Origin of the sequence: Cronobacter sp. HA18003, assembly GCF_011605905.1 — a bacterium.
Classification (GTDB): domain Bacteria; phylum Pseudomonadota; class Gammaproteobacteria; order Enterobacterales; family Enterobacteriaceae; genus Cronobacter; species Cronobacter sakazakii.
The window spans coordinates 467,464-488,700 of record NZ_JAANQO010000023.1 but is presented as its reverse complement, the minus strand read 5'-3'; the positions used below and the strand labels follow the sequence as shown (position 1 = coordinate 488,700).

At 55.6% G+C, this 21,237-nt stretch carries 21 protein-coding genes; 13 read left to right on the top strand and 8 right to left on the bottom strand.

The features are described 5' to 3' along the window. Positions 1 to 73 precede the first annotated feature (73 nt). Both G6041_RS16315 and G6041_RS16310 read left to right on the top strand, forming a co-directional pair. Positions 74 to 1,528 carry an NAD-dependent succinate-semialdehyde dehydrogenase gene (locus tag G6041_RS16315; RefSeq protein WP_004385125.1) on the top strand — a complete coding sequence of 485 codons (1,455 nt, stop codon included), beginning with the start codon at positions 74 to 76 and terminating at the stop codon, positions 1,526 to 1,528. Positions 1,529 to 1,573: 45 nt separating this feature from the next. Further along, positions 1,574 to 1,846, top strand: coding sequence for a barstar family protein (locus tag G6041_RS16310; RefSeq protein WP_004385124.1), 273 nt, complete (start codon positions 1,574 to 1,576; stop codon positions 1,844 to 1,846). Positions 1,847 to 1,916: 70 nt separating this feature from the next. On the opposite strand, the gene yhcN (G6041_RS16305) is transcribed toward G6041_RS16310, so the two are convergent. The 3 genes from yhcN (G6041_RS16305) to argR all read right to left on the bottom strand — a co-directional run bounded on the left by yhcN (G6041_RS16305) (position 1,917) and on the right by argR (position 3,396). Next, the gene (gene yhcN, locus G6041_RS16305; RefSeq protein WP_004385123.1) at positions 1,917 to 2,183 is read right to left on the bottom strand and encodes a peroxide/acid stress response protein YhcN; all 267 of its coding nucleotides are present in this window, start codon (positions 2,181 to 2,183) and stop codon (positions 1,917 to 1,919) included. Between the two features lie 114 nt (positions 2,184 to 2,297). Then, complete coding sequence (gene yhcN, locus G6041_RS16300; protein ID WP_004385122.1) at positions 2,298 to 2,561, bottom strand: peroxide/acid stress response protein YhcN; 264 nt, start codon at positions 2,559 to 2,561, stop codon at positions 2,298 to 2,300. Positions 2,562 to 2,925: 364 nt separating this feature from the next. Next, entirely contained in the window at positions 2,926 to 3,396 is a 471-nt protein-coding gene (argR, locus tag G6041_RS16295; protein WP_004385120.1) for a transcriptional regulator ArgR, read from the bottom strand. A 436-nt stretch (positions 3,397 to 3,832) separates the two neighbouring features. On the opposite strand from argR, the gene mdh reads away from it, so the two are divergent. Further along, positions 3,833 to 4,771, top strand: coding sequence for a malate dehydrogenase (gene mdh / locus G6041_RS16290; protein WP_004385118.1), 939 nt, complete (start codon positions 3,833 to 3,835; stop codon positions 4,769 to 4,771). Positions 4,772 to 4,831: 60 nt separating this feature from the next. On the opposite strand, the gene degS is transcribed toward mdh, so the two are convergent. The 3 genes from degS to zapG form a co-directional block, all read right to left on the bottom strand. Continuing rightward, a complete protein-coding gene (gene degS, locus G6041_RS16285; RefSeq protein WP_004385116.1) occupies positions 4,832 to 5,899 on the bottom strand; it encodes an outer membrane-stress sensor serine endopeptidase DegS in 1,068 nt (355 codons plus the stop codon). 90 nt (positions 5,900 to 5,989) lie between these two features. Beyond that, entirely contained in the window at positions 5,990 to 7,357 is a 1,368-nt protein-coding gene (gene degQ, locus G6041_RS16280; protein ID WP_004385114.1) for a serine endoprotease DegQ, read from the bottom strand. Positions 7,358 to 7,529: 172 nt separating this feature from the next. Next, on the bottom strand, positions 7,530 to 7,928 hold the full coding sequence (gene zapG, locus G6041_RS16275; RefSeq protein ID WP_004385113.1) for a Z-ring associated protein ZapG: 399 nt from the start codon (positions 7,926 to 7,928) through the stop codon (positions 7,530 to 7,532). 203 nt (positions 7,929 to 8,131) lie between these two features. Here zapG and zapE point away from each other — a divergent pair, with 203 nt between their 5' ends. From zapE to nanQ, 10 genes are all read left to right on the top strand, one after another. After that, positions 8,132 to 9,268, top strand: coding sequence for a cell division protein ZapE (zapE, locus tag G6041_RS16270; RefSeq protein ID WP_012125982.1), 1,137 nt, complete (start codon positions 8,132 to 8,134; stop codon positions 9,266 to 9,268). A 250-nt stretch (positions 9,269 to 9,518) separates the two neighbouring features. Further along, positions 9,519 to 9,947 carry a 50S ribosomal protein L13 gene (gene rplM / locus G6041_RS16260; RefSeq protein WP_002437467.1) on the top strand — a complete coding sequence of 143 codons (429 nt, stop codon included), beginning with the start codon at positions 9,519 to 9,521 and terminating at the stop codon, positions 9,945 to 9,947. A 14-nt stretch (positions 9,948 to 9,961) separates the two neighbouring features. Beyond that, a complete protein-coding gene (rpsI, locus tag G6041_RS16255) occupies positions 9,962 to 10,354 on the top strand; it encodes a 30S ribosomal protein S9 (protein WP_000829818.1) in 393 nt (130 codons plus the stop codon). A gap of 313 nt (positions 10,355 to 10,667) precedes the next feature. After that, entirely contained in the window at positions 10,668 to 11,309 is a 642-nt protein-coding gene (gene sspA, locus G6041_RS16250) for a stringent starvation protein SspA (protein ID WP_004385111.1), read from the top strand. Between the two features lie 5 nt (positions 11,310 to 11,314). Beyond that, complete coding sequence (gene sspB / locus G6041_RS16245) at positions 11,315 to 11,806, top strand: ClpXP protease specificity-enhancing factor (protein ID WP_004385110.1); 492 nt, start codon at positions 11,315 to 11,317, stop codon at positions 11,804 to 11,806. Positions 11,807 to 11,905: 99 nt separating this feature from the next. Further along, positions 11,906 to 12,697, top strand: coding sequence for a transcriptional regulator NanR (gene nanR / locus G6041_RS16240; RefSeq protein WP_041460751.1), 792 nt, complete (start codon positions 11,906 to 11,908; stop codon positions 12,695 to 12,697). 134 nt (positions 12,698 to 12,831) lie between these two features. Further along, positions 12,832 to 13,734, top strand: coding sequence for an N-acetylneuraminate lyase (gene nanA, locus G6041_RS16235; protein ID WP_007888187.1), 903 nt, complete (start codon positions 12,832 to 12,834; stop codon positions 13,732 to 13,734). A 96-nt stretch (positions 13,735 to 13,830) separates the two neighbouring features. Continuing rightward, on the top strand, positions 13,831 to 15,321 hold the full coding sequence (locus G6041_RS16230; protein ID WP_012125979.1) for an MFS transporter: 1,491 nt from the start codon (positions 13,831 to 13,833) through the stop codon (positions 15,319 to 15,321). 154 nt (positions 15,322 to 15,475) lie between these two features. Next, positions 15,476 to 16,351 carry an N-acetylmannosamine kinase gene (nanK, locus tag G6041_RS16225; protein WP_012125978.1) on the top strand — a complete coding sequence of 292 codons (876 nt, stop codon included), beginning with the start codon at positions 15,476 to 15,478 and terminating at the stop codon, positions 16,349 to 16,351. Continuing rightward, entirely contained in the window at positions 16,348 to 16,812 is a 465-nt protein-coding gene (gene nanQ / locus G6041_RS16220; protein WP_012125977.1) for an N-acetylneuraminate anomerase, read from the top strand. Before nanK ends, nanQ begins: the two co-directional genes overlap by 4 nt. 51 nt (positions 16,813 to 16,863) lie before the next feature. On the opposite strand, the gene G6041_RS16215 is transcribed toward nanQ, so the two are convergent. Both G6041_RS16215 and G6041_RS16210 read right to left on the bottom strand, forming a co-directional pair. Beyond that, entirely contained in the window at positions 16,864 to 19,443 is a 2,580-nt protein-coding gene (locus tag G6041_RS16215) for an autotransporter family protein (RefSeq protein ID WP_166491669.1), read from the bottom strand. 368 nt (positions 19,444 to 19,811) lie between these two features. Next, positions 19,812 to 21,230, bottom strand: coding sequence for a glutamate synthase small subunit (locus tag G6041_RS16210; protein WP_004385103.1), 1,419 nt, complete (start codon positions 21,228 to 21,230; stop codon positions 19,812 to 19,814). Between the last annotated feature and the right edge of the window lie 7 nt (positions 21,231 to 21,237).

Here is a 21,237-nt window from a genome sequence, read left to right as displayed (position 1 = left end):
GACGCCCAAAGCGTCGGTTTTTTTCTGTCTATACTTACCTCCATCCACGGAATTTCACGTGCAGGAGGGGACAATGACCGCACAAGCATTTGCAGAATATGCGTTTTTCAAAACCGGCTATTTTGTCGACGGGAAATGGCACAGCGCGCAGGAGACCTTCGATGTGCTGAACCCGGCGACGGGCGACGTCATCGCGCAGGTTGCGAAAGCGGGAAAAAAAGAGACCGAGGCCGCTATCGCCGCCGCCAGCCGCGCGTTCCCTGCCTGGCGCGCCAAAACCGCGAAAGAACGTTCTGAAATTCTCTATCGCTGGTATCAACTCATCATTGAAAACAAGCGCGCGCTTGGCGAGCTGATGACGAGTGAGCAGGGCAAGCCGCTGAAAGAAGCCGAAGGCGAAGTGGAATACGCCGCGAGCTTTATTCAGTGGTTCGCCGAGCAGGCCAAACGCGCCAACGGCGAAATCATTCCACCCGTGAAGCCTGGCTCGCGTATCCTGGCGACCCGCGAGCCGGTCGGCGTGGTGGCGGCGATCACGCCCTGGAACTTCCCGATGGCGATGCTGACCCGCAAGCTTGGCCCGGCGCTCGCCGCGGGCTGTACCGGCGTGATTAAACCCGCTAACAATACGCCGCTCAGCGCCTTCGCGCTGGTGGCGCTGGCGCAACAGGCAGGTGTGCCGGACGGCGTGCTGAACGCGGTGGCGGGCAGTACATCGGAAATCAGCGACGCCATTATGGCAAGCCCGGACGTCCGCAAAATCTCCTTCACTGGCTCGACCGCTGTTGGCAAAACGCTGATGCGCAACGCTGCCGAAACGATGAAAAAAGTCTCGATGGAGCTTGGCGGCAACGCGCCGTACATCGTGTTTGACGATGCCGACATCGACGCGGCGGTCAAAGGCGCGGTCGCCAATAAATTCCGTAACGCAGGCCAGGTGTGCGTCAGCGTTAACCGTTTTTACATCCAGGAAGGCGTTTATGACCGTTTCGTTAATCAACTGGCGGAGGCGGTAAAAGCGCTGAAAGTGGGCAACGGCATGGAAGACGGCGTGATCGTCGGGCCGCTTATCGAGCAATCGGCGGTCGATAAAGTGCGTGAGCATGTGGAAGACGCGGTCGCGAAGGGCGCGAAAGTGCTGACCGGCGGCAAACCGCATGCGCTCGGCGGTAATTTCTGGCAGCCGACGGTGCTGATTGATGCGAACGACGATATGAAACTGGCGCAGGAAGAGACGTTCGGCCCGCTGGCGGCTTGCTTTAGCTTTAAAACCGAAGAGGAAGTTATCGCGCGGGCCAACAATACGCCTTATGGCCTCGCCGCTTACTTTTACACTCAGAATCTGCAGCGCGTGTTCCGCGTCTCACAGCAGCTGGAAAGCGGCATGATTGGCGTTAACGAATGTGCCGTTTCGACCGAAGTGGCACCGTTCGGCGGCGTGAAGGAGTCAGGGCTTGGGCGCGAAGGCTCTGTGCTGGGCCTCGATGAGTTTATGGAAGTGAAAACGCTGCATCTTGGCGGGTTATAAGCGTGGGGGCGGCATCACAGCCGCCCGCTAAACGTGGTGGCGACAATGAAAAGCTACAGTTTTGATTTCAGTACGATTGCCAGTCAGCAGGATTTCTATCGGGCATTTGCCGACACGTTTGGCATCGGGGCCGCGCGCGTAACGGATCTGGATAGTCTGTGGAAGGTGGTGATGGAAGAGGGGCTGCCGTTACCGCTGGAGATTGTCTTCCTGCATGTGACGGCGGAAGTGAAACGCCGCTTTGGCGCGCTGATTCTGCTGTTTGATGAAGCAGAAGAGGAGCTGGAAGGTCAGCTCCTCTTCAATATCCGGCAATAGCCATACTCCAAACCCTCAAAAAGGCCCCCGCGAAGCAGGGGCAAAAGTCGTCGGAGAAGACGACGAGGGTTTATTTGTACAGTTCTGCCGTGGCGTGCCAGTGATCGCCCTGAGTCAGCTCAGTGATGCGATAGCTGCTTGCGCCTTCTTTTTCTGCTTTAGCGGCCAGTTGCTGGCGAACATCCATCGGCGAGCCGCTCAGCTGCGTCACGGAGACGGAGCCCATCGGCTGGAGATTTTGCGCCTGTTGCGCGTTGACCTGTTGAACTGCGGCGCTCGCACCAAATGAAAGTACGGATGCAAGGCCCAGAGCAGCGATGGTAAATGTCGTTTTCATCATTCATTCCTCATGCAGGTGTATTCAGCGGCCTTAATGGTTAGCGTACGGTTTTTATCGGGCCGCTGAGAGGTATTACTTTCGTCGTGCGTAAACGCCTGACGGTTATAACGCTTATTTATAAAGCTCGGCAGTGGCGTGCCAGTGGTCGCCAGTACGGGCTTCAATCACGCGATACGCGGTTGCGCCTTTCGCTTCTGCTTTTTCATTCAGCATCGCACGCAGATCCATCGGAGCCGCGTTTACGGCGTCAACAGAAACGGTACCGATAGACTGACGGTTCTGCGCCTGTTCAGCGTTGATGGAGTCCGCCGCGAAAGCGCCGAAGGACAGCATGGAGAGAAGTGTCAGGGCTGTTACAGTAGATTTAGTTTTCATGTTCTTTTCCTCGTCGTAATTGTTATCGGTGGGGTCTTATTGTGTGACCCTCATCACAAAAACAAGTATACACTAGTTACCCGAAAAATTAATACGATCCTAATTATTTACTATGAAACTTTGTTCGGTCCGGACATGGTTTTTATTACCGATCATTATAAAAATGAGGGTAAAAAGTCCGTTTTTAGAGCAATTTTTCGATAAATCAATAGATTGAGTGAATTTGACGATTTGTGCGGTCTTCAGACGTTCTCGCAGCCGTAGCGGCAAAAAACAGGTGGATGACGCGGTTCGGGTATTAAAAGAAAGTGGAAGTACGAAGGGAAGAGGATAACCGCCGGAAGATCCGGCGGCGGCACAGCGCTTAGAGTTCCTGCTCGAACAATACCAGAATGGCTTCGTAGAGATCTTTCACCGTAAAGCCACGCGCAGGCGTGGTAAAGATAGTGTCGTCACCCGCAATGGTGCCCAGAATCCCTTCGGCTTTACCGAGGGAATCCAGCAGGCGCGCGATAAGCTGCGCGGCACCGGGGCTGGTGTGAATCACCACCACTGCGTCGTTGTAGTCAATATCCAGCACCAGGTTTTTCAGCGGGCTGGAGGTCGTCGGCACGCCAAGCTCCACCGGCAGGCAGTACACCATCTCCATTTTGGCGTTGCGGGTACGCACGGCGCCAAATTTCGTTAACATGCGGGAGACTTTGGATTGGTTTATGTTTTCGAAACCCTGATCCTGAAGCGCCTGGACGATTTCGCCCTGAGAACTGAACTTCTCTTCTTTTAGTAACGCCTTGAAGGCTTTGACTAATTCTTCTTGTTTTGCGGAGCTACGCATATATCACCCGTATACAGGCCAATAAACAACATTATTATGCATTGTGATGAATTTTTATGCAAATGGTCTGCCTTGCGGCGGGCTGAAATAATGTTATGAAAGAGACGAATTTTATCAAATTACGTTATCGAGGAACATGCCTGCGTCACGACTCGCAAATAAGGCTTTAAGTAAACTAAATGTTATCAAAATGATGTTGTTTTGATGCTTAAAGAGGGTGTAATGTAACCGCCTGTTGAGATGTTGCTTCGGTAGTGACCCGGCGGTATTCGCGTCATCTGCACCCGGGCGAGAAGGCCGCATCGCTTTCAGTTAAACCGCGCTACGATCGCAAACTGCGGGCGAAAAGAGTGCTATAACTTCCTCCCAGGATGATTATGGTCGCCACCTCATGGAGTAACGGCACACAATTGCTAACCATAATAAGGAGTTTAGGATGAAAGTTGCAGTCCTCGGCGCGGCAGGCGGTATCGGCCAGGCGCTTGCCCTTCTACTCAAGACCCAACTGCCTTCAGGTTCAGAACTCTCTCTGTATGACATTGCGCCGGTAACCCCAGGGGTTGCGGTGGATTTGAGTCATATCCCGACCGACGTGAAAATCAAAGGTTTCTCCGGTGAAGACGCCAAACCGGCGCTGGAAGGCGCTGATGTGGTGCTGATCTCCGCAGGCGTTGCCCGTAAACCGGGTATGGATCGCTCTGACCTGTTCAACGTGAACGCAGGCATTGTGAAAAACCTGATTCAGCAGGTGGCGACCACCTGCCCGAAAGCGTGCATCGGCATCATCACCAACCCGGTGAACACCACGGTCGCCATCGCGGCAGAAGTGCTGAAAAAAGCAGGCGTATACGACAAGAACAAACTGTTTGGCGTGACCACGCTGGACATCATCCGCTCCAACACCTTTGTGGCGGAACTGAAAGGTAAAAAACCGGCTGAGCTGGACGTGCCAGTGATCGGCGGTCACTCTGGCGTGACCATTCTGCCGCTGCTCTCGCAGATCCCGGGCGTCAACTTCACCGATCAGGAAGTGGCCGATCTGACTAAACGCATCCAGAATGCGGGCACCGAAGTGGTGGAAGCGAAAGCGGGCGGGGGCTCTGCGACCCTCTCTATGGGTCAGGCGGCCGCGCGTTTCGGTCTCTCCCTGGTGCGTGCGCTGCAGGGCGAGCAGGGCGTGGTGGAATGCGCTTATGTGGAAGGCGACGGCGAATATGCCCGCTTCTTCTCACAGCCGCTGTTGCTGGGTAAAAACGGCATTGAAGAGCGTAAACCGATCGGCACGCTGAGCGCTTATGAACAGCAAGCGCTGGAAGGCATGCTGGATACGCTGAAAAAAGATATCGCCCTGGGCGAAGAGTTCGTTAACAAGTAAGCGTTAACGAGCAAAAAAAACCGGAACGCAGGTTCCGGTTTTTTTATGCCTGCGATACCGCTATTCCGGCGTCGCCGGGTATTCCTGAATCGTCACCTGAATGGTGAGCTTGCGATCGTTTCGCATTACTTCCACCGGGATCACTGAGCCAGGACGGATTTCCGCCACCTGATCCATGGTTTCCAGCGCGGAGATGGCGGGCTTGTTGTTAACCGACACAATCACATCATTCACCTGAATGCCTGCGCGCGCGGCAGGGCCATCCTGCGCCACATCGTTCACCACAATCCCCTGAATCTGATCGATACCCGCCGCTGGGGTGTGCATCGGCGTAATTTCACGTCCGCTGATACCGATATAGCCGCGGATCACGCGCCCGTCGCGGATAAGTTTTTCCATAATGCGCGTGGCGAGCTGTGTTGGGATCGCAAAACCGATGCCTTCCGGCGTTTCGCCGTCGTTGCTCTTATCAAAGGAGAGCGTGTTGATGCCCATCAGCTCGCCAAGCGAGTTCACCAGCGCGCCGCCGGAGTTGCCGTGGTTGATGGAGGCGTCGGTTTGCAGGAAATTCTGGCGTCCGGACGGGTTCAGGCCGATTCGCCCGGTGGCGCTGATAATCCCCTGCGTAATGGTCTGCCCGAGGTTGTACGGGTTACCTATTGCCATGACGACATCGCCAATATGCGGCATTCGCTGTGGGTTGATGGGAATTACCGGCAGGGCGGTCGCGTTAATTTTCAGCACGGCCAGATCGGTCAGGCTGTCTGAACCTACCAGCAGCGCTTCAAACACGCGGCCATCCTGAAGCGCCACGATAATCTGATCGGCGTCGTTGATAACGTGTTTGTTAGTCAGAATATAGCCGCGTTGATCCATGATAACGCCGGAGCCGAGCGTGCGAATTTCCAGCTGGCTGCGATTGCTGCCGCCGAGGCTGCGGTTATAAACGTTCACGACCGCAGGCGCAGCACGGCGCACCGCCCGGTTATAACTCACGGGCGTTTCATCGACGCTGTCGAGCTTTTGCTGCAACAGCGGATTATAGGGGCGCAGGGAAGGTACGAGCGTCAGCAGCAACGCGGCGACAATCAACCCCGCAATAACCGAGCGTAAAAGCTTCAGAAACATGTGTATGGAATAAGTAGTCAGGGGACGGGCGCAGCATATCATGAGTTAAACGGACATCACACGCGGCGTGATGTCCGTTGTCTCAGTTTATTAACGCAGCAGTAAATAGAGGCTGTCGTTACCGCGCACGATATGCAGCGCGATAATGGCAGGCTTGCTTTCCAGCAGCTTGCGCATTTCAGCGATGGAGCTGACGCGCGCCCGGTTTACGCCAACGATCACGTCATCTTTCTGCAGGCCCGCCTGGGCCGCGGCGCTGCCTTTTTCGACGCTATTAATGGTAATGCCTTTGGTGCCGTCTTTAAGCTGGCCATCGCTTAACGTCGCGCCCTGTAAGGCTGGCGCGATGATATCGGCGCTGGCGGAAGAAGACGTGCTTTTATCGAGCGTCACTTCCACTTCCTGGGCTTTACCGTCGCGCAGCAGGCCCAGCTTCACTTTCGTGCCAGGCTCGGTGGTGGCGATGCGCGAGCGCAGTTCGGCGAAGCTGTTCAGCGGGCGGCCATTGAGGCTTACGATCACGTCGCCCGCTTTAATGCCTGCTTTAGCGGAGCCCGAGTTTGGCAGCACTTCGCTGACAAACGCGCCGCGCTGGGTATTCAGGTTGAACGCTTTGGCGATATCAGCGCTCATCTCGGTGCCTTTAATACCGAGCAGGCCGCGTTTCACCTCGCCTGACTGCATCAGCTGTTTAGCGAGCGTCTGGGCCATATTCGCCGGAATAGCGAAACCGATGCCGACGCTACCGCCGCCCGGCGCGAGAATCGCGGTGTTGATACCGATAAGCTCGCCGTTGAGGTTCAGCAGTGCGCCGCCGGAGTTACCGCGGTTAATGGACGCATCGGTCTGAATAAAGTTTTCGAAGCCTTCGAGATTAAGTCCGCTGCGGCCTAACGCCGAAACGATGCCGGACGTCGCCGTCTGGCCGAGCCCGAACGGGTTGCCGACGGCCACCACGAAATCGCCGACGCGCAGTTTATCGGAATCCGCTATCTGAATTTGCGTCAGGTTGCTGGCGTTTTGCAGCTGGATCAGCGCGATATCGCTCTGGTCGTCGCCGCCGATCAGTTTGGCGTCGAACTCGCGGCCGTCATTGAGCTGAACGCTGATTTTCTGGGCATGATTAATCACGTGATTATTGGTGAGCACATAGCCTTTCGCGGCGTCGATGATGACGCCCGAGCCGAGACCTTCAAACGGCTGTGCCTGCTGGTCTGGCATCGATTCGCCGAAAAACTTTTTGAGCTCTTCCGGCACGCGCTGTTCCTGCACGGCGGTGCCTTCCACCCGCACGCTGACAACCGCAGGCAGCACTTTTTCCAGCATCGGCGCGAGGCTTGGGATCGCAGGCTGGCCCGGCACCTGCGAGGGCAGCGCAGCGAGCACCGGCGCGGGCGCCGACAGAGATAAACCGAGACTTAACGCTAACGCACTTAACAGCAGGGTTTGTTTTTTCATGAACGCAGCTCTCGCAACCTGGTTATAAAAGTCACCTGAAAACACGGATATTATTGAATTCTCAATGTCGTAACAATGCTGTCATCGGGACGGCAGCGCTCAGAATAAGCATAGTCAGCGCCCAAAGAAAAGCGGGCGCAAATGCGCCCGACGGTAAGGATAGTTAGCTGAATCAGTTGCGCTTCGCGCCGGTACGCAGCAGACCAGACGCGCTGTCCGAATAGTCGCGCGGCATCTGGACCGGCGCCTGATCGTTGCTCGCTTCCGATTCCGCAAGGCGATTGCGGAACGGGTTGGTCTCTGCGGACATTTCCGGCAGCAGGCTGCTGGAGCTTTTCGCCATGTGCTGATAAAGCTGACGATAGTCGTGCGCCATGTTATCCAGCAGTTCGGCGCTGCGGGCGAAGTGGCTGACCAGTTCTTCGCGGTAGTCGTCAAGCTCCGCTTTGTTTTTCTCAAGCTCGTACTGCAGAGCCTGCTGTTGACGTAATTTGCGGTTACCGAAACGCATAGCGACGGCGCCGATAATGATGCCGACGACTAACCCAATAAGCGCATATTCCCAGGTCATGAACATCTCCCGTTGTCTTGTGATTCCGTAGGGTGGTAACGGCGAGGCTTGGTTTCTCGTCTGCGTGCCGTCGACCGGTAAACCCACTATAACCGCTAATTCAGGAGAAGTGGAATCCTGGAGCGGCATGGCGTAGTGTAGAGCGGCCTTTTTTTGGCCAAAATAACGCTGCGGCGAACGTTTTCAGGAAGTAAGAATAATATATGCAGAGCATCTCTCCGACATCGCGCTACCAACAGGCCCTGAAAGAGGGCACCCATCAGCCGGACGACGTACAACATGAAGCGGTAAATCGTCTGAATCTTATCTGGCAGGCCCTTTCGCAGAAAACCGACGCGCCAGCGCCTGCTCGTGGCGGCCTGCTGACCAAAGTCGGCAAGCTGTTTGGAAAACGTGAAGAAGCGCTCAGTGAAGCGCCGGTACGCGGCTTATATATGTGGGGCGGCGTCGGGCGCGGCAAAACCTGGCTGATGGATCTGTTCTTTCATAGCCTGCCGGGCGAGCGCAAACTCAGGCTGCATTTTCACCGCTTTATGCTGCGCGTGCATGAAGAGCTCGCCGCGCTGCAAGGGCAGACCGATCCGCTGGAAGTGGTCGCCGATGGCTTTAAAGCGCAGGCGGACGTTATCTGCTTCGATGAATTTTTTGTCTCCGATATTACCGATGCCATGCTGCTTGGTGGCCTGATGCAGGCGCTGTTTGCGCGCGGCATTACGCTTGTCGCGACGTCAAATATTCCGCCCGATGAGCTGTACCGCAACGGCCTGCAGCGCACGCGTTTTCTGCCGGCTATCGAGGCGATTAAAGCGCATTGCGATGTGATGAACGTCGATGCGGGTATCGATTACCGCCTGCGCACGCTGACTCAGGCGCATTTGTGGCTCTCGCCGCGCAGTGAAGAGACGGCGCGCCAGATGGACAAACTCTGGCAGGCGCTGGCGGGCGCACCGCGTAACGCCGCGGCGGCACCGTCGCTTGAGATTAACCATCGCCCGCTGCCGACGCTTGGTGTGGAAAACCAGACGCTGGCCGCGTCCTTCGCCACCTTATGCGTGGACGCGCGCAGCCAGCATGACTACATCGCGCTGTCGCGCCAGTTCCATACCGTGCTGTTGTTTGACGTGCCGGTGATGACCACTTCCACCGAGAACGCGGCGCGGCGCTTTATCGCGCTGGTGGATGAATTTTATGAACGCCAGGTGAAGCTGGTGGTCTCGGCGGATGCGCCGCTGGATGACATCTATCAGGGCGAGCAGTTGCAGTTTGAATTTAAGCGTTGCCTCTCGCGTTTGCAGGAGATGCAGAGCGAGGAATACCTCAAACGCCCGCACCTGGCCTGACGCCTGGCCGCTCCTCTGCCCGCAGGGGAGCGAATTCGGGCACTTTCCTGATAAAAGGGGTCGATCTTTATACTCGACTTCTCTATAATCTTGCGACCCCACGTTACAAGAAAGTTTTTTTCCCGAAACTTTTATGTGCCGAAAACATATCCGAGGGGGTAGGTTTGCGGACTTTGTCGTGTGAACCTCAACTCAATTTAAGCGTTTGGGTGTTCGCCAACGTGTAACTCTATATTTGGGTAAGCTTTTAATGAAAACTTTTACAGCTAAACCAGAAACCGTAAAACGCGACTGGTACGTTGTTGACGCGACCGGTAAAACTCTGGGCCGTCTGGCTACCGAACTGGCTCGTCGCCTGCGCGGTAAGCACAAAGCGGAATACACTCCGCACGTTGATACCGGTGATTACATCATCGTTCTGAACGCAGAAAAAGTTGCTGTAACCGGCAACAAGCGTTCTGACAAAATGTACTACCACCACACTGGCCACATCGGTGGTATCAAAGAAGCGACCTTTGAAGAGATGATTGCCCGCCGTCCTGAGCGCGTAATTGAAATCGCGGTTAAAGGCATGCTGCCGAAGGGCCCTCTGGGCCGTGCTATGTACCGTAAACTGAAAGTTTACGCGGGCAACGAGCACAACCACGCGGCGCAGCAACCGCAAGTTCTGGACATCTAATCGGGATTATGGCAATGGCTGAAAATCAATACTACGGCACTGGTCGCCGCAAAAGCTCCGCCGCTCGTGTGTTTATCAAACCGGGCAACGGTAAAATCGTTATCAACCAGCGTTCTCTGGAACAGTACTTCGGTCGCGAAACTGCCCGCATGGTAGTTCGTCAGCCGCTGGAACTGGTCGACATGGTTGAGAAACTGGATCTGTACATCACCGTTAAAGGTGGTGGTATCTCCGGTCAGGCTGGTGCGATCCGTCACGGTATCACCCGCGCTCTGATGGAGTACGATGAGTCTCTGCGCTCTGAACTGCGTAAAGCTGGCTTCGTTACTCGTGACGCTCGTCAGGTTGAACGTAAGAAAGTCGGTCTGCGTAAAGCACGTCGTCGTCCGCAGTTCTCCAAACGTTAATCCTTTTCTGCTTTGGCAGAATCGAATTGGCGAAAAACCCGGCACAACGCCGGGTTTTTTTATGCCCGGAATTTTTATCTGGCCGCTAATCTACTGAAATCCCGCCCATTTACGGCAATCGGATAAAACCTCTCACCACAAGCTGCGCAAAATCTGGTAAACTATCATCCAATTTTGTGCCCAAATGCTGGTAACTGTTCACGTTTTGTTCGTTTTAGAGACGGAAGAAAGTTCGGCACGGAAGGGTGATTAATAAGGCCAGTCGTGTTTGCGGCTGGTAGCAGTAACTTTCTGAATATACCTGGAGGTTTTCATGGCTGTCGCTGCCAACAAACGTTCGGTAATGACGCTGTTTTCTGGTCCTACTGATATCTACAGCCATCAGGTCCGCATTGTGCTGGCTGAGAAAGGTGTCAGCTTTGAAATTGAGCATGTGGAAACGGATAACCTGCCGCAGGATCTGATTGACCTCAACCCAAATCAAAGCGTGCCGACGCTGGTAGACCGTGAACTGACTCTGTGGGAGTCGCGCATCATTATGGAATATCTCGATGAGCGTTTCCCGCACCCGCCGTTAATGCCGGTGTACCCGGTGGCCCGCGGTGAAAGCCGCCTGTATATGCACCGTATCGAGAAAGACTGGTACTCGCTGATGAACGTGATTGTCAGTGGTTCCGCCCAGGAAGCCGATAACGCGCGTAAACAGCTGCGTGAAGAGCTGCTGGCTATCGCGCCGGTATTCGGTCAGAAGCCCTATTTCCTGAGCGATGAGTTCAGCCTGGTGGATTGCTATCTGGCACCGCTGCTGTGGCGTCTGCCGCAGTTAGGTGTTGAGTTCAGCGGTGCGGGCGCTAAAGAGCTCAAAGGTTATATGACTCGCGTGTTTGAGCGTGATTCGTTCCTGGCTTCGCTGACCGAAGCCGAGCGCGAAATCCGTCTGCAAACCCGGGGCTAAACCTTATGGATATCTCTCAGCTCTCTCCACGTCGTCCTTATCTGTTGCGTGCCTTCTATGAATGGCTGCTGGATAACCAGCTGACGCCGCACCTGGTCGTGGATGTGACGCTGCCGGGCGTGCTGGTGCCGCTGGAGTACGCGCGCGACGGGCAAATTGTTCTCAATATCGCGCCGCGCGCGGTCGGTAATCTGGAACTGGCGAATGACGAAGTGCGTTTCAACGCCCGTTTCGGCGGCGTACCGCGTCAGGTCACCGTGCCGCTGGCAGCCGTGCTGGCTATCTACGCCCGTGAAAACGGCGCCGGTACGATGTTCGAGCCCGAAGCCGCTTATGATGAAGAGATGGCGAGCCTGAACGACGAAAACAGCGCGGAAGAGCCGGAAACGGTCATGTCTGTCATTGATGGCGATAAGCCTGACGATGCGGATGATAACGATCCGGGTGACGAGCCGCCGCCGCGTGGCGGACGCCCTGCGCTGCGCGTGGTTAAGTAATTCCTGACAGGCCCGATGGGCCTGTTTTGTTATCCGCCCGGTGTTTCGCCAGCCTGAAAATCCTGTGATAGGATGAGTAAAGTGTCACCTTTCAATAACATGCCGTCTATGAACCCATTCGACTCACAATCTGAAGATGCTTCCGACGCTATCGGGCGCAGCCTGGGCCGCCGTCCGCTGGCGCGCAAAAAGCTTTCTGAAATGGTAGAGGAAGAACTGGAGCAGATGATCCGCCGCCGTGAATTTGCGGAAGGGGAGCCGCTGCCTTCCGAGCGTGAGTTAATGGCCTTTTTCAACGTGGGGCGTCCTTCTGTCAGGGAGGCGCTGGCGGCGCTGAAGCGTAAAGGGCTGGTGCAAATCAGTAACGGCGAGCGCGCCCGTGTATCGCGCCCTTCCGCAGACACGATCATTAGCGAGCTCTCCGGTATGGCGAAGGATTTCCTTTCTCATCCGGGCGGCATCGCCCATTTCGAACAGCTACGACTGTTTTTTGAATCCAGCCTGGTGCGCTACGCGGCTGAGAAAGCCACCGACGAACAGCTCGAACGGCTGACCAAAGCGCTGGACATTAATCGCCAGTCGCTCGCGGATAACGCGCAGTTTATCCGCTCGGATGTAGAGTTCCATCGCGTTCTGGCTGAAATCCCCGGTAATCCCATTTTTATGGCCATTCATGTGGCCCTGCTGGACTGGCTTATCGCTGCGCGTCCTGCCGTGCCTGACGCAGAGTTGATTGAGCACAACAATATCAGTTACCAGCAGCACATTGCGATTGTTGACGCTATCCGCAAACGCGATCCTGATGAAGCTGACCGCGCGCTACAAACGCATCTGAACAGCGTTTTTGCGACCTGGCAGGCGCTCAGCCAGAAGAAAAAATCCCGCAAATAATTTCGATCCTCCCTGATCAAAGAGTGAAGCCGATCGCATAACCGCGCTTATGTGGCAGGCTGGTGAATATTTGATCTGGTATAACAGGTATAAAGGTATATAGTCATTCTCACTTAACAGATGAGGATGTTCTTATGACCGCACCATTACGCGGGGTGATGCCCGCACTTCTGACCCCTTTTGACCAGCAGCAGCGCCTGGACAAAGAGAGCCTGCGCCGTCTGGTGCGCTTTAACATCAGTCAGGGCATTGACGGCCTGTATGTCGGTGGTTCGACAGGGGAAGCGTTTGTTCAAAGCTGCGCGGAACGCGAAGAGGTACTGGAAATTGTCGCCGAAGAGGCTAAGGGAAAAGTCACGTTGATAGCGCATGTTGGCTGCGTGAGCACGGCGGAAAGCCAGCAACTGGCCGCTGCCGCCAGTCGCTACGGGTTTGACGCGGTGTCTGCCGTCACGCCGTTCTACTACCCGTTTAGTTTTGAAGAACACTGCGACCACTACCGCGCCATTATTGCCTCAGCGGACGGCCTGCCGATGGTGGTTTATAACATTCCGGCACTGAGCGGCGTCAGGTTGTCGCTTGATCAAATCAGCACGCTGGTGACGCTGCCTGGCGTAGGTGCGCTGAAGCAGACCTCAGGCGATCTGTATCAGATGGAGCAGATCCGCCGCGCGCATCCGGATCTGGTGCTCTACAACGGCTATGACGAGATCTTCGCATCCGGGCTGCTGGCAGGTGCCGACGGCGGCATTGGCAGCACTTACAACATCATGGGCTGGCGCTACATGCACATCGTGAAAGCATTAAACGAAGGCGATATCGCCACCGCGCAACGGCTGCAGCGTGACTGCAATCAGGTTATCGATCTGCTTATCAAAACAGGCGTCTTTCGTGGCCTGAAAACCGTTCTTCACTACATGGATGTGGTTTCCGTGCCGCTATGCCGCAAGCCTTTTGCGCCAGTAGCGGAACAGTATCTGCCGGCACTCAAGGCGCTGGCGGCTCAGCTGCAACAAGAAAAAGCACAGCTGAGCTAATGACCTCTGTCAGGCCTGTTTGTGTCAGGCCTGACTCCGCTTCACCCGGTACCTTACCTTACAGCGTATGGGCACAGCCCATCGCGGGAGCGTCATATGACTAAAACGACACAACTTATCCCGTGGTATCGCCACCTTAACCGGGCGCAATGGCGGGCATTTTCCGCCGCCTGGCTGGGTTATCTGCTTGATGGTTTCGATTTTGTCTTAATCGCACTGGTATTAACCGAAATTCAGGATGAATTTGGCCTCACTACGATTCAGGCAGCGAGCCTGATTTCCGCCGCGTTTATCTCTCGCTGGTTCGGCGGTTTAATGCTGGGCGCGATGGGCGACCGCTATGGACGACGCCTTGCGATGATCTCAAGCATCGTACTTTTCTCCGTCGGCACACTCGCCTGCGGTTTAGCGCCGGGTTATACCACGCTGTTTATCGCGCGCCTGGTGATAGGCATTGGCATGGCCGGTGAATATGGTGCCAGCGCAACCTATGTCATTGAAAGTTGGCCGAAGGCGTTGCGTAACAAAGCCAGCGGTTTTCTTATCTCAGGATTCTCTGTCGGCGCGGTTGTCGCCGCCTTTGTCTACAGTCTGGTGGTGCCGGTCTGGGGCTGGCGCGCGCTCTTTTTCATCGGCATTCTGCCGATCGTTTTTGCGCTCTGGCTGCGTAAAAATATTCCTGAAGCGCACGACTGGGAGGCGCGCCGTAGCGAAAAGACCCCGGTGCGCACGATGGTCGATATCCTGTATCGTGGCGAACACCGCGTTATCAACATCGTATTAACCCTGCTCGCCTCGGTTTCACTCTGGCTCTGCTTTACCGGCGAGCTGAACAGCGCGGTTATTGTCGCGGCACTCGGGCTGGTCTGCGCCGCAATTTTTATCAGCTTCATGGTGCAAAGTAGCGGCCCGCGGTGGCCGACCGGCGTTACGCTGATGGTTATCGTCCTGTTCGCTTTTCTTTATTCATGGCCTATTCAGGCGCTACTGCCAACCTATCTTAAAACCGAACTGGCGTACGAACCGGCAACCGTGGCACGCGTTTTATTCTTCAGCGGCTTTGGCGCGGCGGTGGGCTGCTGCGTGGGCGGTTTTCTCGGTGACTGGCTCGGTACGCGCCGTGCCTATGTGTACAGCCTGCTGGCTTCGCAGGTACTCATCATTCCGGTTTTCGCCATTGGCGGCGCAAATGTCTGGGTGCTGGGCCTGCTGCTTTTCTTTCAGCAGATGCTTGGGCAAGGGATCTCCGGCATTTTACCGAAGCTTATTGGCGGCTATTTCGATACAGACCAGCGTGCCGCGGGGCTCGGGTTTACCTATAACGTCGGTGCGTTAGGCGGCGCGCTGGCTCCCGTACTTGGCGCGCTGATTGCCGAGCGGCTACATCTCGGCGCTGCGCTCTGTTCACTTTCGTTCGGCCTGACGTTTGTCGTGGTCCTGCTGATTGGGCTTGATATGCCTTCGCGGGTGCAACGCTGGCTTCGGCCAGAGGCGTTACGCACGCACGACGCGACGGACGGAAAGCCGCTTAGCGGCGCGCAGGCTGTTAGCGGGCGTAAGCGTGGTCTGGTCAAAAGTAAAAGTTAACCGGCGCCCGGCGGTGCGCCGGGGCGTCTCACCCACAAGGAGTGTCTATGCCTTTACTCTGTCTAATAAATAACGCCAGCGGTGTGTCACGGGCGTTTATCCGCGGGCCTGCGCATCGCCTGTGGTGTTGCAATGTGATGCAAAAGGAGAGGCCATGAACGTACTGGCGATAGACATAGGTGGCACCAAACTGGCTGCCGCAACGGTTGATGCGTCACTGCGTATCAGCGGGCGGCGGGAAATACCCACGCCTGCCAGCAAAACGCCGCAAGCGCTCAGCGCGGCGCTTGAGGCGTTACTCTCCCCACTGAAAGTGTACGCAGATCGGGTGGCGATTGCGGCTACCGGTGTCATTCACCACGGCGTGCTGACAGCGATGAATCCCGACAATCTCGGCGGTCTTACGCATTTCCCTTTGACTGAAACCGTATCGCAGATGACCGGCTTACCGTGTCTTGCCGTCAATGATGCGCAGGCGGCTGCCTGGGCGGAATACCATGCGCGCAAAGACATGGTGAGCGAGATGGTGTTTATCACGGTATCTACCGGCGTTGGCGGCGGCGTCATTATTCATGGGCAACTGCAGACAGGGCAGAGCGGCCTGGCGGGGCACTTTGGTCATACGCTTGCCGATCCTGGCGGACCGCGCTGCGGCTGTGGGCGAACAGGGTGTGTGGAGGCTATCGCCTCCGGGCGTGCGCTTGCGGCGGCAGCGACAGACACGCTTGCCGGGCTCGACGCGAAAGCGATTTTTGCGAAAGCCAGCGAGGGCGAGCCTGCGGCGATAGCTCTCGTGGGGCGCTCTGCCCGGACGCTGGCGCGGCTGATTGCCGATCTCAAAGCGGTTACCGACTGTCAGCTCGCGGTGATAGGCGGCAGTATCGGCCTGGCGGACGGTTATTTGCCGCGGGTGCGCGACGCTCTTGCTCGTGAGCCCGCAGCGTTTCAGACGCCTCTTGCGGCGGCACATTATCGTCACGATGCTGGCTTAATCGGGGCCGCGCTACTCGCTCAGGGAGAAAACGTATGATTGCAGGACATATTAAGAAGGTTGATGCCGCAGGGCTGCCGCCGGTAATGATTGACGCTATCGTGCAGGCGCTGGAGAGCCATCCGGCGCACAAAGCGCCCGGCAGTTATGTGTTGGGCGAGCGGTTATTAATGAACGTGATGTGTTTTACAACACAGGCTGCGCAGGAAAAGCGTGCTGAACTTCATCAGGACTACATAGACATTCAGATTCTGCTGGAAGGTCAGGAACAGGTGCGTTATGGCCTCGCGGGCAGCGCACGGGAGTGCGGCGAGCGGCATGAGGCCGAGGACTATCAGCTTTGCGCGCGCATTGAGGCAGAGCAGACCATTATCATGGAGCCTGGCATGTTTATCGTTTTTATGCCGGGTGAGCCGCATAAACCCGGGTGCAGTATCAGGCAGCCAGCAGAAATCAAAAAGGTCGTCTTAAAGCTTCATCGCAGCGCGCTCCAGGCATAAAAAAAGCCCGGTCGTTTCTACCGGGCTGATTACTAGTCTCTGTGCCTGCAATTACCAGCGATAGTTCACCAGCATGTGGCCAGAATACGCGTTGTAGGAGTTATCGCCCCATTCGCTGCTGACCCGGAAGGAAACGGTGGTTGCGTCATTTACTTTACCGCTGACGCCCGTTTCCAGCTGGAAGCGGTTAGACGGCACGTTTGAGTCCAGCGTCTCGTCGTTAAAGTTCAGATCGCTCATACCGTTGCCGATGAGCCAGTTCACCGCGCCGTAAGGCTGCCAGGTTTCTACGGCTTTCTGATCCACGTAACTTGCCTTGACGCCAATACGGCCCAGCACAGCGTCATTATCCGGCGTATTGATGCGCGTGCCGTTATATTCAACGTGGTCATCCTGATCCAGATTGCTGTAAACCACCTGGCCCTGCGGTTCAAACTTCATGGTGCGCGCTTTCTCTGACGGCACCAGCCAGGCATGGCCGACTTCCAGAGACGCGGCATAGCCCTGGCTGTCATACTTCTCGCCCGGCATATCGTCGCCATTCACCTGGCTGTTATACCAGCTGTAAGACGCCCAGCTGTCGATATAACTGCCAAGACGCAGTTTCTGATCTTCCTGCCAGGTAGCATACACGCCGACGTTATAACCGTTAACGCGGCCATCTGCCGAGCGCGAATTATGGCGCGCATCTGCAGTGGTGTCGCTGTAGCCTGCGCCCAGCATAAAACCGCTGTGCAGCGTGCCGGTGGAGAGATCTTTGCTCAGGAAGTCGCTGCCTAACTGCACCACGGCGGAGCGGATTTTATATTTCAGATTGCTGTCCGCGAAGTTGCCGTCGTTATACTCGCCTTTAACGTACATCCAGGTATTCAGATCGTCAGCGTCGCGCAGCATCAGCTGATCGCGGTCGTCACGCTTGTGAATAAACATCTGCTGTGCGGCCAGGTAGTTCGCCATATAGACGCCAGCCTCCGGACGATAAACCTCCGGAGCCGGTGGCGTATCGCCGCCGCCATTATCGTTACCGCCGTTATCACCACCGTCATCGTTACCGCCATTATCGCCGCCATTATCATCCGGGTCTGGCGTTGGATCCGGCGTCGGGTCTGGCGTATCGCTGGCTTTGGACTCCAGATACCAGTTACCGTCGTTGTGCTTATACAGATCGTATTCCCACATGCCCGCCACGACGGGTTTACCGAGCGTGAAGGATGCATCAGAAGCGCCGTCAACGCTGATAAGCTCAATACCGTTGATGGTTTGTGCGCCCTGACCGCCGATATTGGCCACTTCAAGTGAGGAGCTGCCAGCGCTATTACCGGTAATGGCGAGATGATCGGTTGGAGAGTTGTCTGCACCCGCCTCGGTATTCATGACGATGCGGCTATTCTCATCGCCGGTGTAGTTGCCGTTAATCGTAAAGGTATTACCAACGCTGTTATTGCCCGCGATTTGCAGCGTGCCCTGGTTGGTCACGTCGCCATTGATGGTGTTACCCGCAGCCGGGGTAGAGGCGTTTTCATTGCCACTGACAGCATTCCAGGACGCCAGTACGCCGCCTGCGGCAATCGCCACGCTGCTGTTGACGGTGCCCGCCGACGCGAGCGTGGCACCGCTGTCGATATTAATGATGCCGGTGCCGCCGTCTGGCCCCATCGTGGCGTTTTCGGCCACAAGGGTCGTGCCGCCTTTAAGCGTGGTGTCGCCGCTAAAGCTGTTGTTACCCGTGAGCGTCAGCGTGTTGGCATCTTCTTTGACGAGGTTACCGGTGCCGGAAATATCGCCCGCGAAGATGTAATCTGCCGCCTGGTTGAAAATCAGCGTACCGTTGTTGGTGACGTTACCTTCCAGCGACGCGTTGTCGCCCGTGCCAGTACCGATTTGCAGCGAGGCCGCATCGTTAATTAACGTTGCGCCGCTGTTTTTTACATCACCGCCGAGCGTCAGGTTGCCGGTTTTGACGATAAGGCTGTCGCCTTCACCCGTCAGATCGACATTACCGGTCAGCGTCCAGTCGCTGCCGTCCATCGTCAGCGATTTAAACCCGTCGCCTTCGTTCGCGCCGGTAAAATTGCTGTCCTCGTTACCGCTGTCGTTCAGGGTAATCGTCGTGTTGGCAGAGCCTGTGGTAATAACATCGCCACCGAGGCTGGAGCCTGCTTTAAGCACCAGCGCATTATTACCGTCGTTTTCGAAAGAAATCGCGTAATCGTTGCCGGAGATAGTGCCGGTATTAACGAGGGTGACATTTTGAGCGTCAGTGACGCTAATGCCGGTATTTACGCTGCTAATCGTTCCTTTATTTTGCAGGGTAAACATGTCTGAGCTTTGCCCGTCAATTTCAACCTGCATGGCATTGCCATAATCATTCTTAATGGTGCCATTATTCGTAAAGGTAACGATGTCTTCACCTTGAACAGAGACGGCAGGTTTGGTTTTTGACGAGGACATCGTCACGTCAGGGTTAACGATATAATCAGTGTCACCGCTGACGATATAACTACTACTGGTATCTTTGGAAATAATAGTTTCTGCATTTGCCATCACTGGCGAGGACAAAACGATAAGCGGGAAAATATTGCGTATCAGCTTTGTGACAACGTTCATCCTGAATGTTTTAGAAGTATCCATAATTACGTCCAATATAATAATGCGTTGAATTAAGTGTCGGCGTCGCGGCAGCTTATTTCATTGTCCTCATAAATAACATGCTTTCCGAAAGATACAGAATTTATAAATATAATAAAATTATGGTTCTGCCTATCTTATTTCATACTGAACCCATATTAATAGATGCTGTAAATAATCGGTGAATAATGAGGCGCTCGGAGGAATATAGTCGGTGACAAAGTCAGGAAAAGGAATTAACCGGGAGGCGTTATCCGATGATTGATTACTTTCAGAAGTCTTTTTCTGGAATGAAAAAAAGGTTGCTTTATTGATAAATGAAATAAAAAAGGGAAGCGCGAGGCTTCCCTTTATAACGTCAGACGAAACGGTCAGACTTCGAGGTAGTTCATGATGCCGTCTGCTGCTTTACGGCCTTCAGCAATTGCGGTCACCACCAGATCGGAGCCACGCACGATATCGCCACCCGCGAAGATTTTCGGGTTGCTGGTCTGAAAGGCGTTTTCACTGCCTTCCGGCGCAATCACACGGCCCTGCGAATCCAGCTCCACGCTGTGCTGCGCCAGCCATTCCATGCTGTGCGGACGGAAGCCGAACGCCATCACCACGGCATCAGCCGGCAGCACATGCTCGGAGCCCGGCACGATTTCGGCGCGACGACGGCCTTTTTCATCCGGCTCGCCCATCTGCGTGCGCGCCATTTTCACGCCGCACACTTTGCCGTTGGCGTTAATTTCAACGCCAAGCGGCTGCACGTTGAACTGGAACTCAACGCCTTCTTCGCGTGCGTTTTTCACTTCGCGGCGGGAGCCCGGCATGTTCTCTTCATCACGACGGTAAGCGCAGATGACGTGAGTCGCCCCCTGGCGCACCGAGGTACGCACACAGTCCATCGCGGTATCACCACCGCCCAGCACCACCACGCGTTTGCCTTCCATGCTGATGTACGGCTGCTGCGCGTCTTCCTCAAAGCCCATAATCTGACGGGTATTGGCGATAAGGAACGGCAGCGCTTCATACACGCCCGGCGCGTCTTCGTTTTCCAGCCCGCCGCGCATCGACTGATAGGTGCCGACGCCGAGGAAGACCGCGTCATAATCGCCCAGCAGATCGCTCATCTGGACATCGCGGCCCACTTCGGTATTAAGCCGGAATTCAATCCCCATGCCGGTGAAGATTTCACGACGGCGCGTCATCACTTCTTTTTCGAGCTTAAAGGCCGGAATGCCGAAAGTCAGCAGGCCGCCGATTTCCGGGTTACGGTCAAACACGACCGCTTTTACGCCGTTGCGCGTCAGCACGTCGGCGCACGCAAGGCCTGCCGGGCCTGCGCCCACGATAGCGACGCGTTTGCCGGTCGGCTTCACGCCGGAGAGATCCGGCCGCCAGCCCATTTCGAACGCTTTATCGTTGATATAGCGCTCGATGTTGCCGATGGTCACCGCGCCGAATTCGTCATTCAGCGTGCAGGAACCTTCGCACAGGCGATCCTGTGGACAGACGCGGCCGCACACTTCCGGCAGCGTGTTAGTCTGGTGAGACAGCTCAGCGGCTTCGAAAATGCGCCCTTCGTTGGCAAGCTTCAGCCAGTTAGGGATGTAGTTATGGACCGGACATTTCCATTCACAGTAAGGGTTGCCGCACGACAGGCAGCGGTCTGCCTGCGCTTTGGCCTGGCCTTCTGAGAAGGGCTCATAGATTTCCACAAACTCAATTTTACGGATCTTAAGCGGCTTTTTCGGCGGATCAACGCGCTGTAAGTCGATAAATTGGTAAACGTTCTGACTCATCAATCGT

Excerpts from the sequence above, each read along its gene's own strand:
- nanA (WP_007888187.1), top strand. The coding sequence starts at position 12,832 with ATGACCGCACCATTACGCGGGGTGATGCCCGCACTTCTGACCCCTTTT.
- G6041_RS16215 (WP_166491669.1), bottom strand. The coding sequence starts at position 19,443 with ATGGATACTTCTAAAACATTCAGGATGAACGTTGTCACAAAGCTGATA.
- nanR (WP_041460751.1), top strand. The coding sequence starts at position 11,906 with ATGCCGTCTATGAACCCATTCGACTCACAATCTGAAGATGCTTCCGAC.
- yhcN (WP_004385123.1), bottom strand. The coding sequence starts at position 2,183 with ATGAAAACGACATTTACCATCGCTGCTCTGGGCCTTGCATCCGTACTT.
- G6041_RS16310 (WP_004385124.1), top strand. The coding sequence starts at position 1,574 with ATGAAAAGCTACAGTTTTGATTTCAGTACGATTGCCAGTCAGCAGGAT.
- zapE (WP_012125982.1), top strand. The coding sequence starts at position 8,132 with ATGCAGAGCATCTCTCCGACATCGCGCTACCAACAGGCCCTGAAAGAG.
- rplM (WP_002437467.1), top strand. The coding sequence starts at position 9,519 with ATGAAAACTTTTACAGCTAAACCAGAAACCGTAAAACGCGACTGGTAC.
- yhcN (WP_004385122.1), bottom strand. The coding sequence starts at position 2,561 with ATGAAAACTAAATCTACTGTAACAGCCCTGACACTTCTCTCCATGCTG.
- rpsI (WP_000829818.1), top strand. The coding sequence starts at position 9,962 with ATGGCTGAAAATCAATACTACGGCACTGGTCGCCGCAAAAGCTCCGCC.
- zapG (WP_004385113.1), bottom strand. The coding sequence starts at position 7,928 with ATGACCTGGGAATATGCGCTTATTGGGTTAGTCGTCGGCATCATTATC.
- G6041_RS16315 (WP_004385125.1), top strand. The coding sequence starts at position 74 with ATGACCGCACAAGCATTTGCAGAATATGCGTTTTTCAAAACCGGCTAT.
- G6041_RS16210 (WP_004385103.1), bottom strand. The coding sequence starts at position 21,230 with ATGAGTCAGAACGTTTACCAATTTATCGACTTACAGCGCGTTGATCCG.
- sspA (WP_004385111.1), top strand. The coding sequence starts at position 10,668 with ATGGCTGTCGCTGCCAACAAACGTTCGGTAATGACGCTGTTTTCTGGT.
- sspB (WP_004385110.1), top strand. The coding sequence starts at position 11,315 with ATGGATATCTCTCAGCTCTCTCCACGTCGTCCTTATCTGTTGCGTGCC.
- degQ (WP_004385114.1), bottom strand. The coding sequence starts at position 7,357 with ATGAAAAAACAAACCCTGCTGTTAAGTGCGTTAGCGTTAAGTCTCGGT.
- G6041_RS16230 (WP_012125979.1), top strand. The coding sequence starts at position 13,831 with ATGACTAAAACGACACAACTTATCCCGTGGTATCGCCACCTTAACCGG.
- nanQ (WP_012125977.1), top strand. The coding sequence starts at position 16,348 with ATGATTGCAGGACATATTAAGAAGGTTGATGCCGCAGGGCTGCCGCCG.
- degS (WP_004385116.1), bottom strand. The coding sequence starts at position 5,899 with ATGTTTCTGAAGCTTTTACGCTCGGTTATTGCGGGGTTGATTGTCGCC.
- nanK (WP_012125978.1), top strand. The coding sequence starts at position 15,476 with ATGAACGTACTGGCGATAGACATAGGTGGCACCAAACTGGCTGCCGCA.
- argR (WP_004385120.1), bottom strand. The coding sequence starts at position 3,396 with ATGCGTAGCTCCGCAAAACAAGAAGAATTAGTCAAAGCCTTCAAGGCG.
- mdh (WP_004385118.1), top strand. The coding sequence starts at position 3,833 with ATGAAAGTTGCAGTCCTCGGCGCGGCAGGCGGTATCGGCCAGGCGCTT.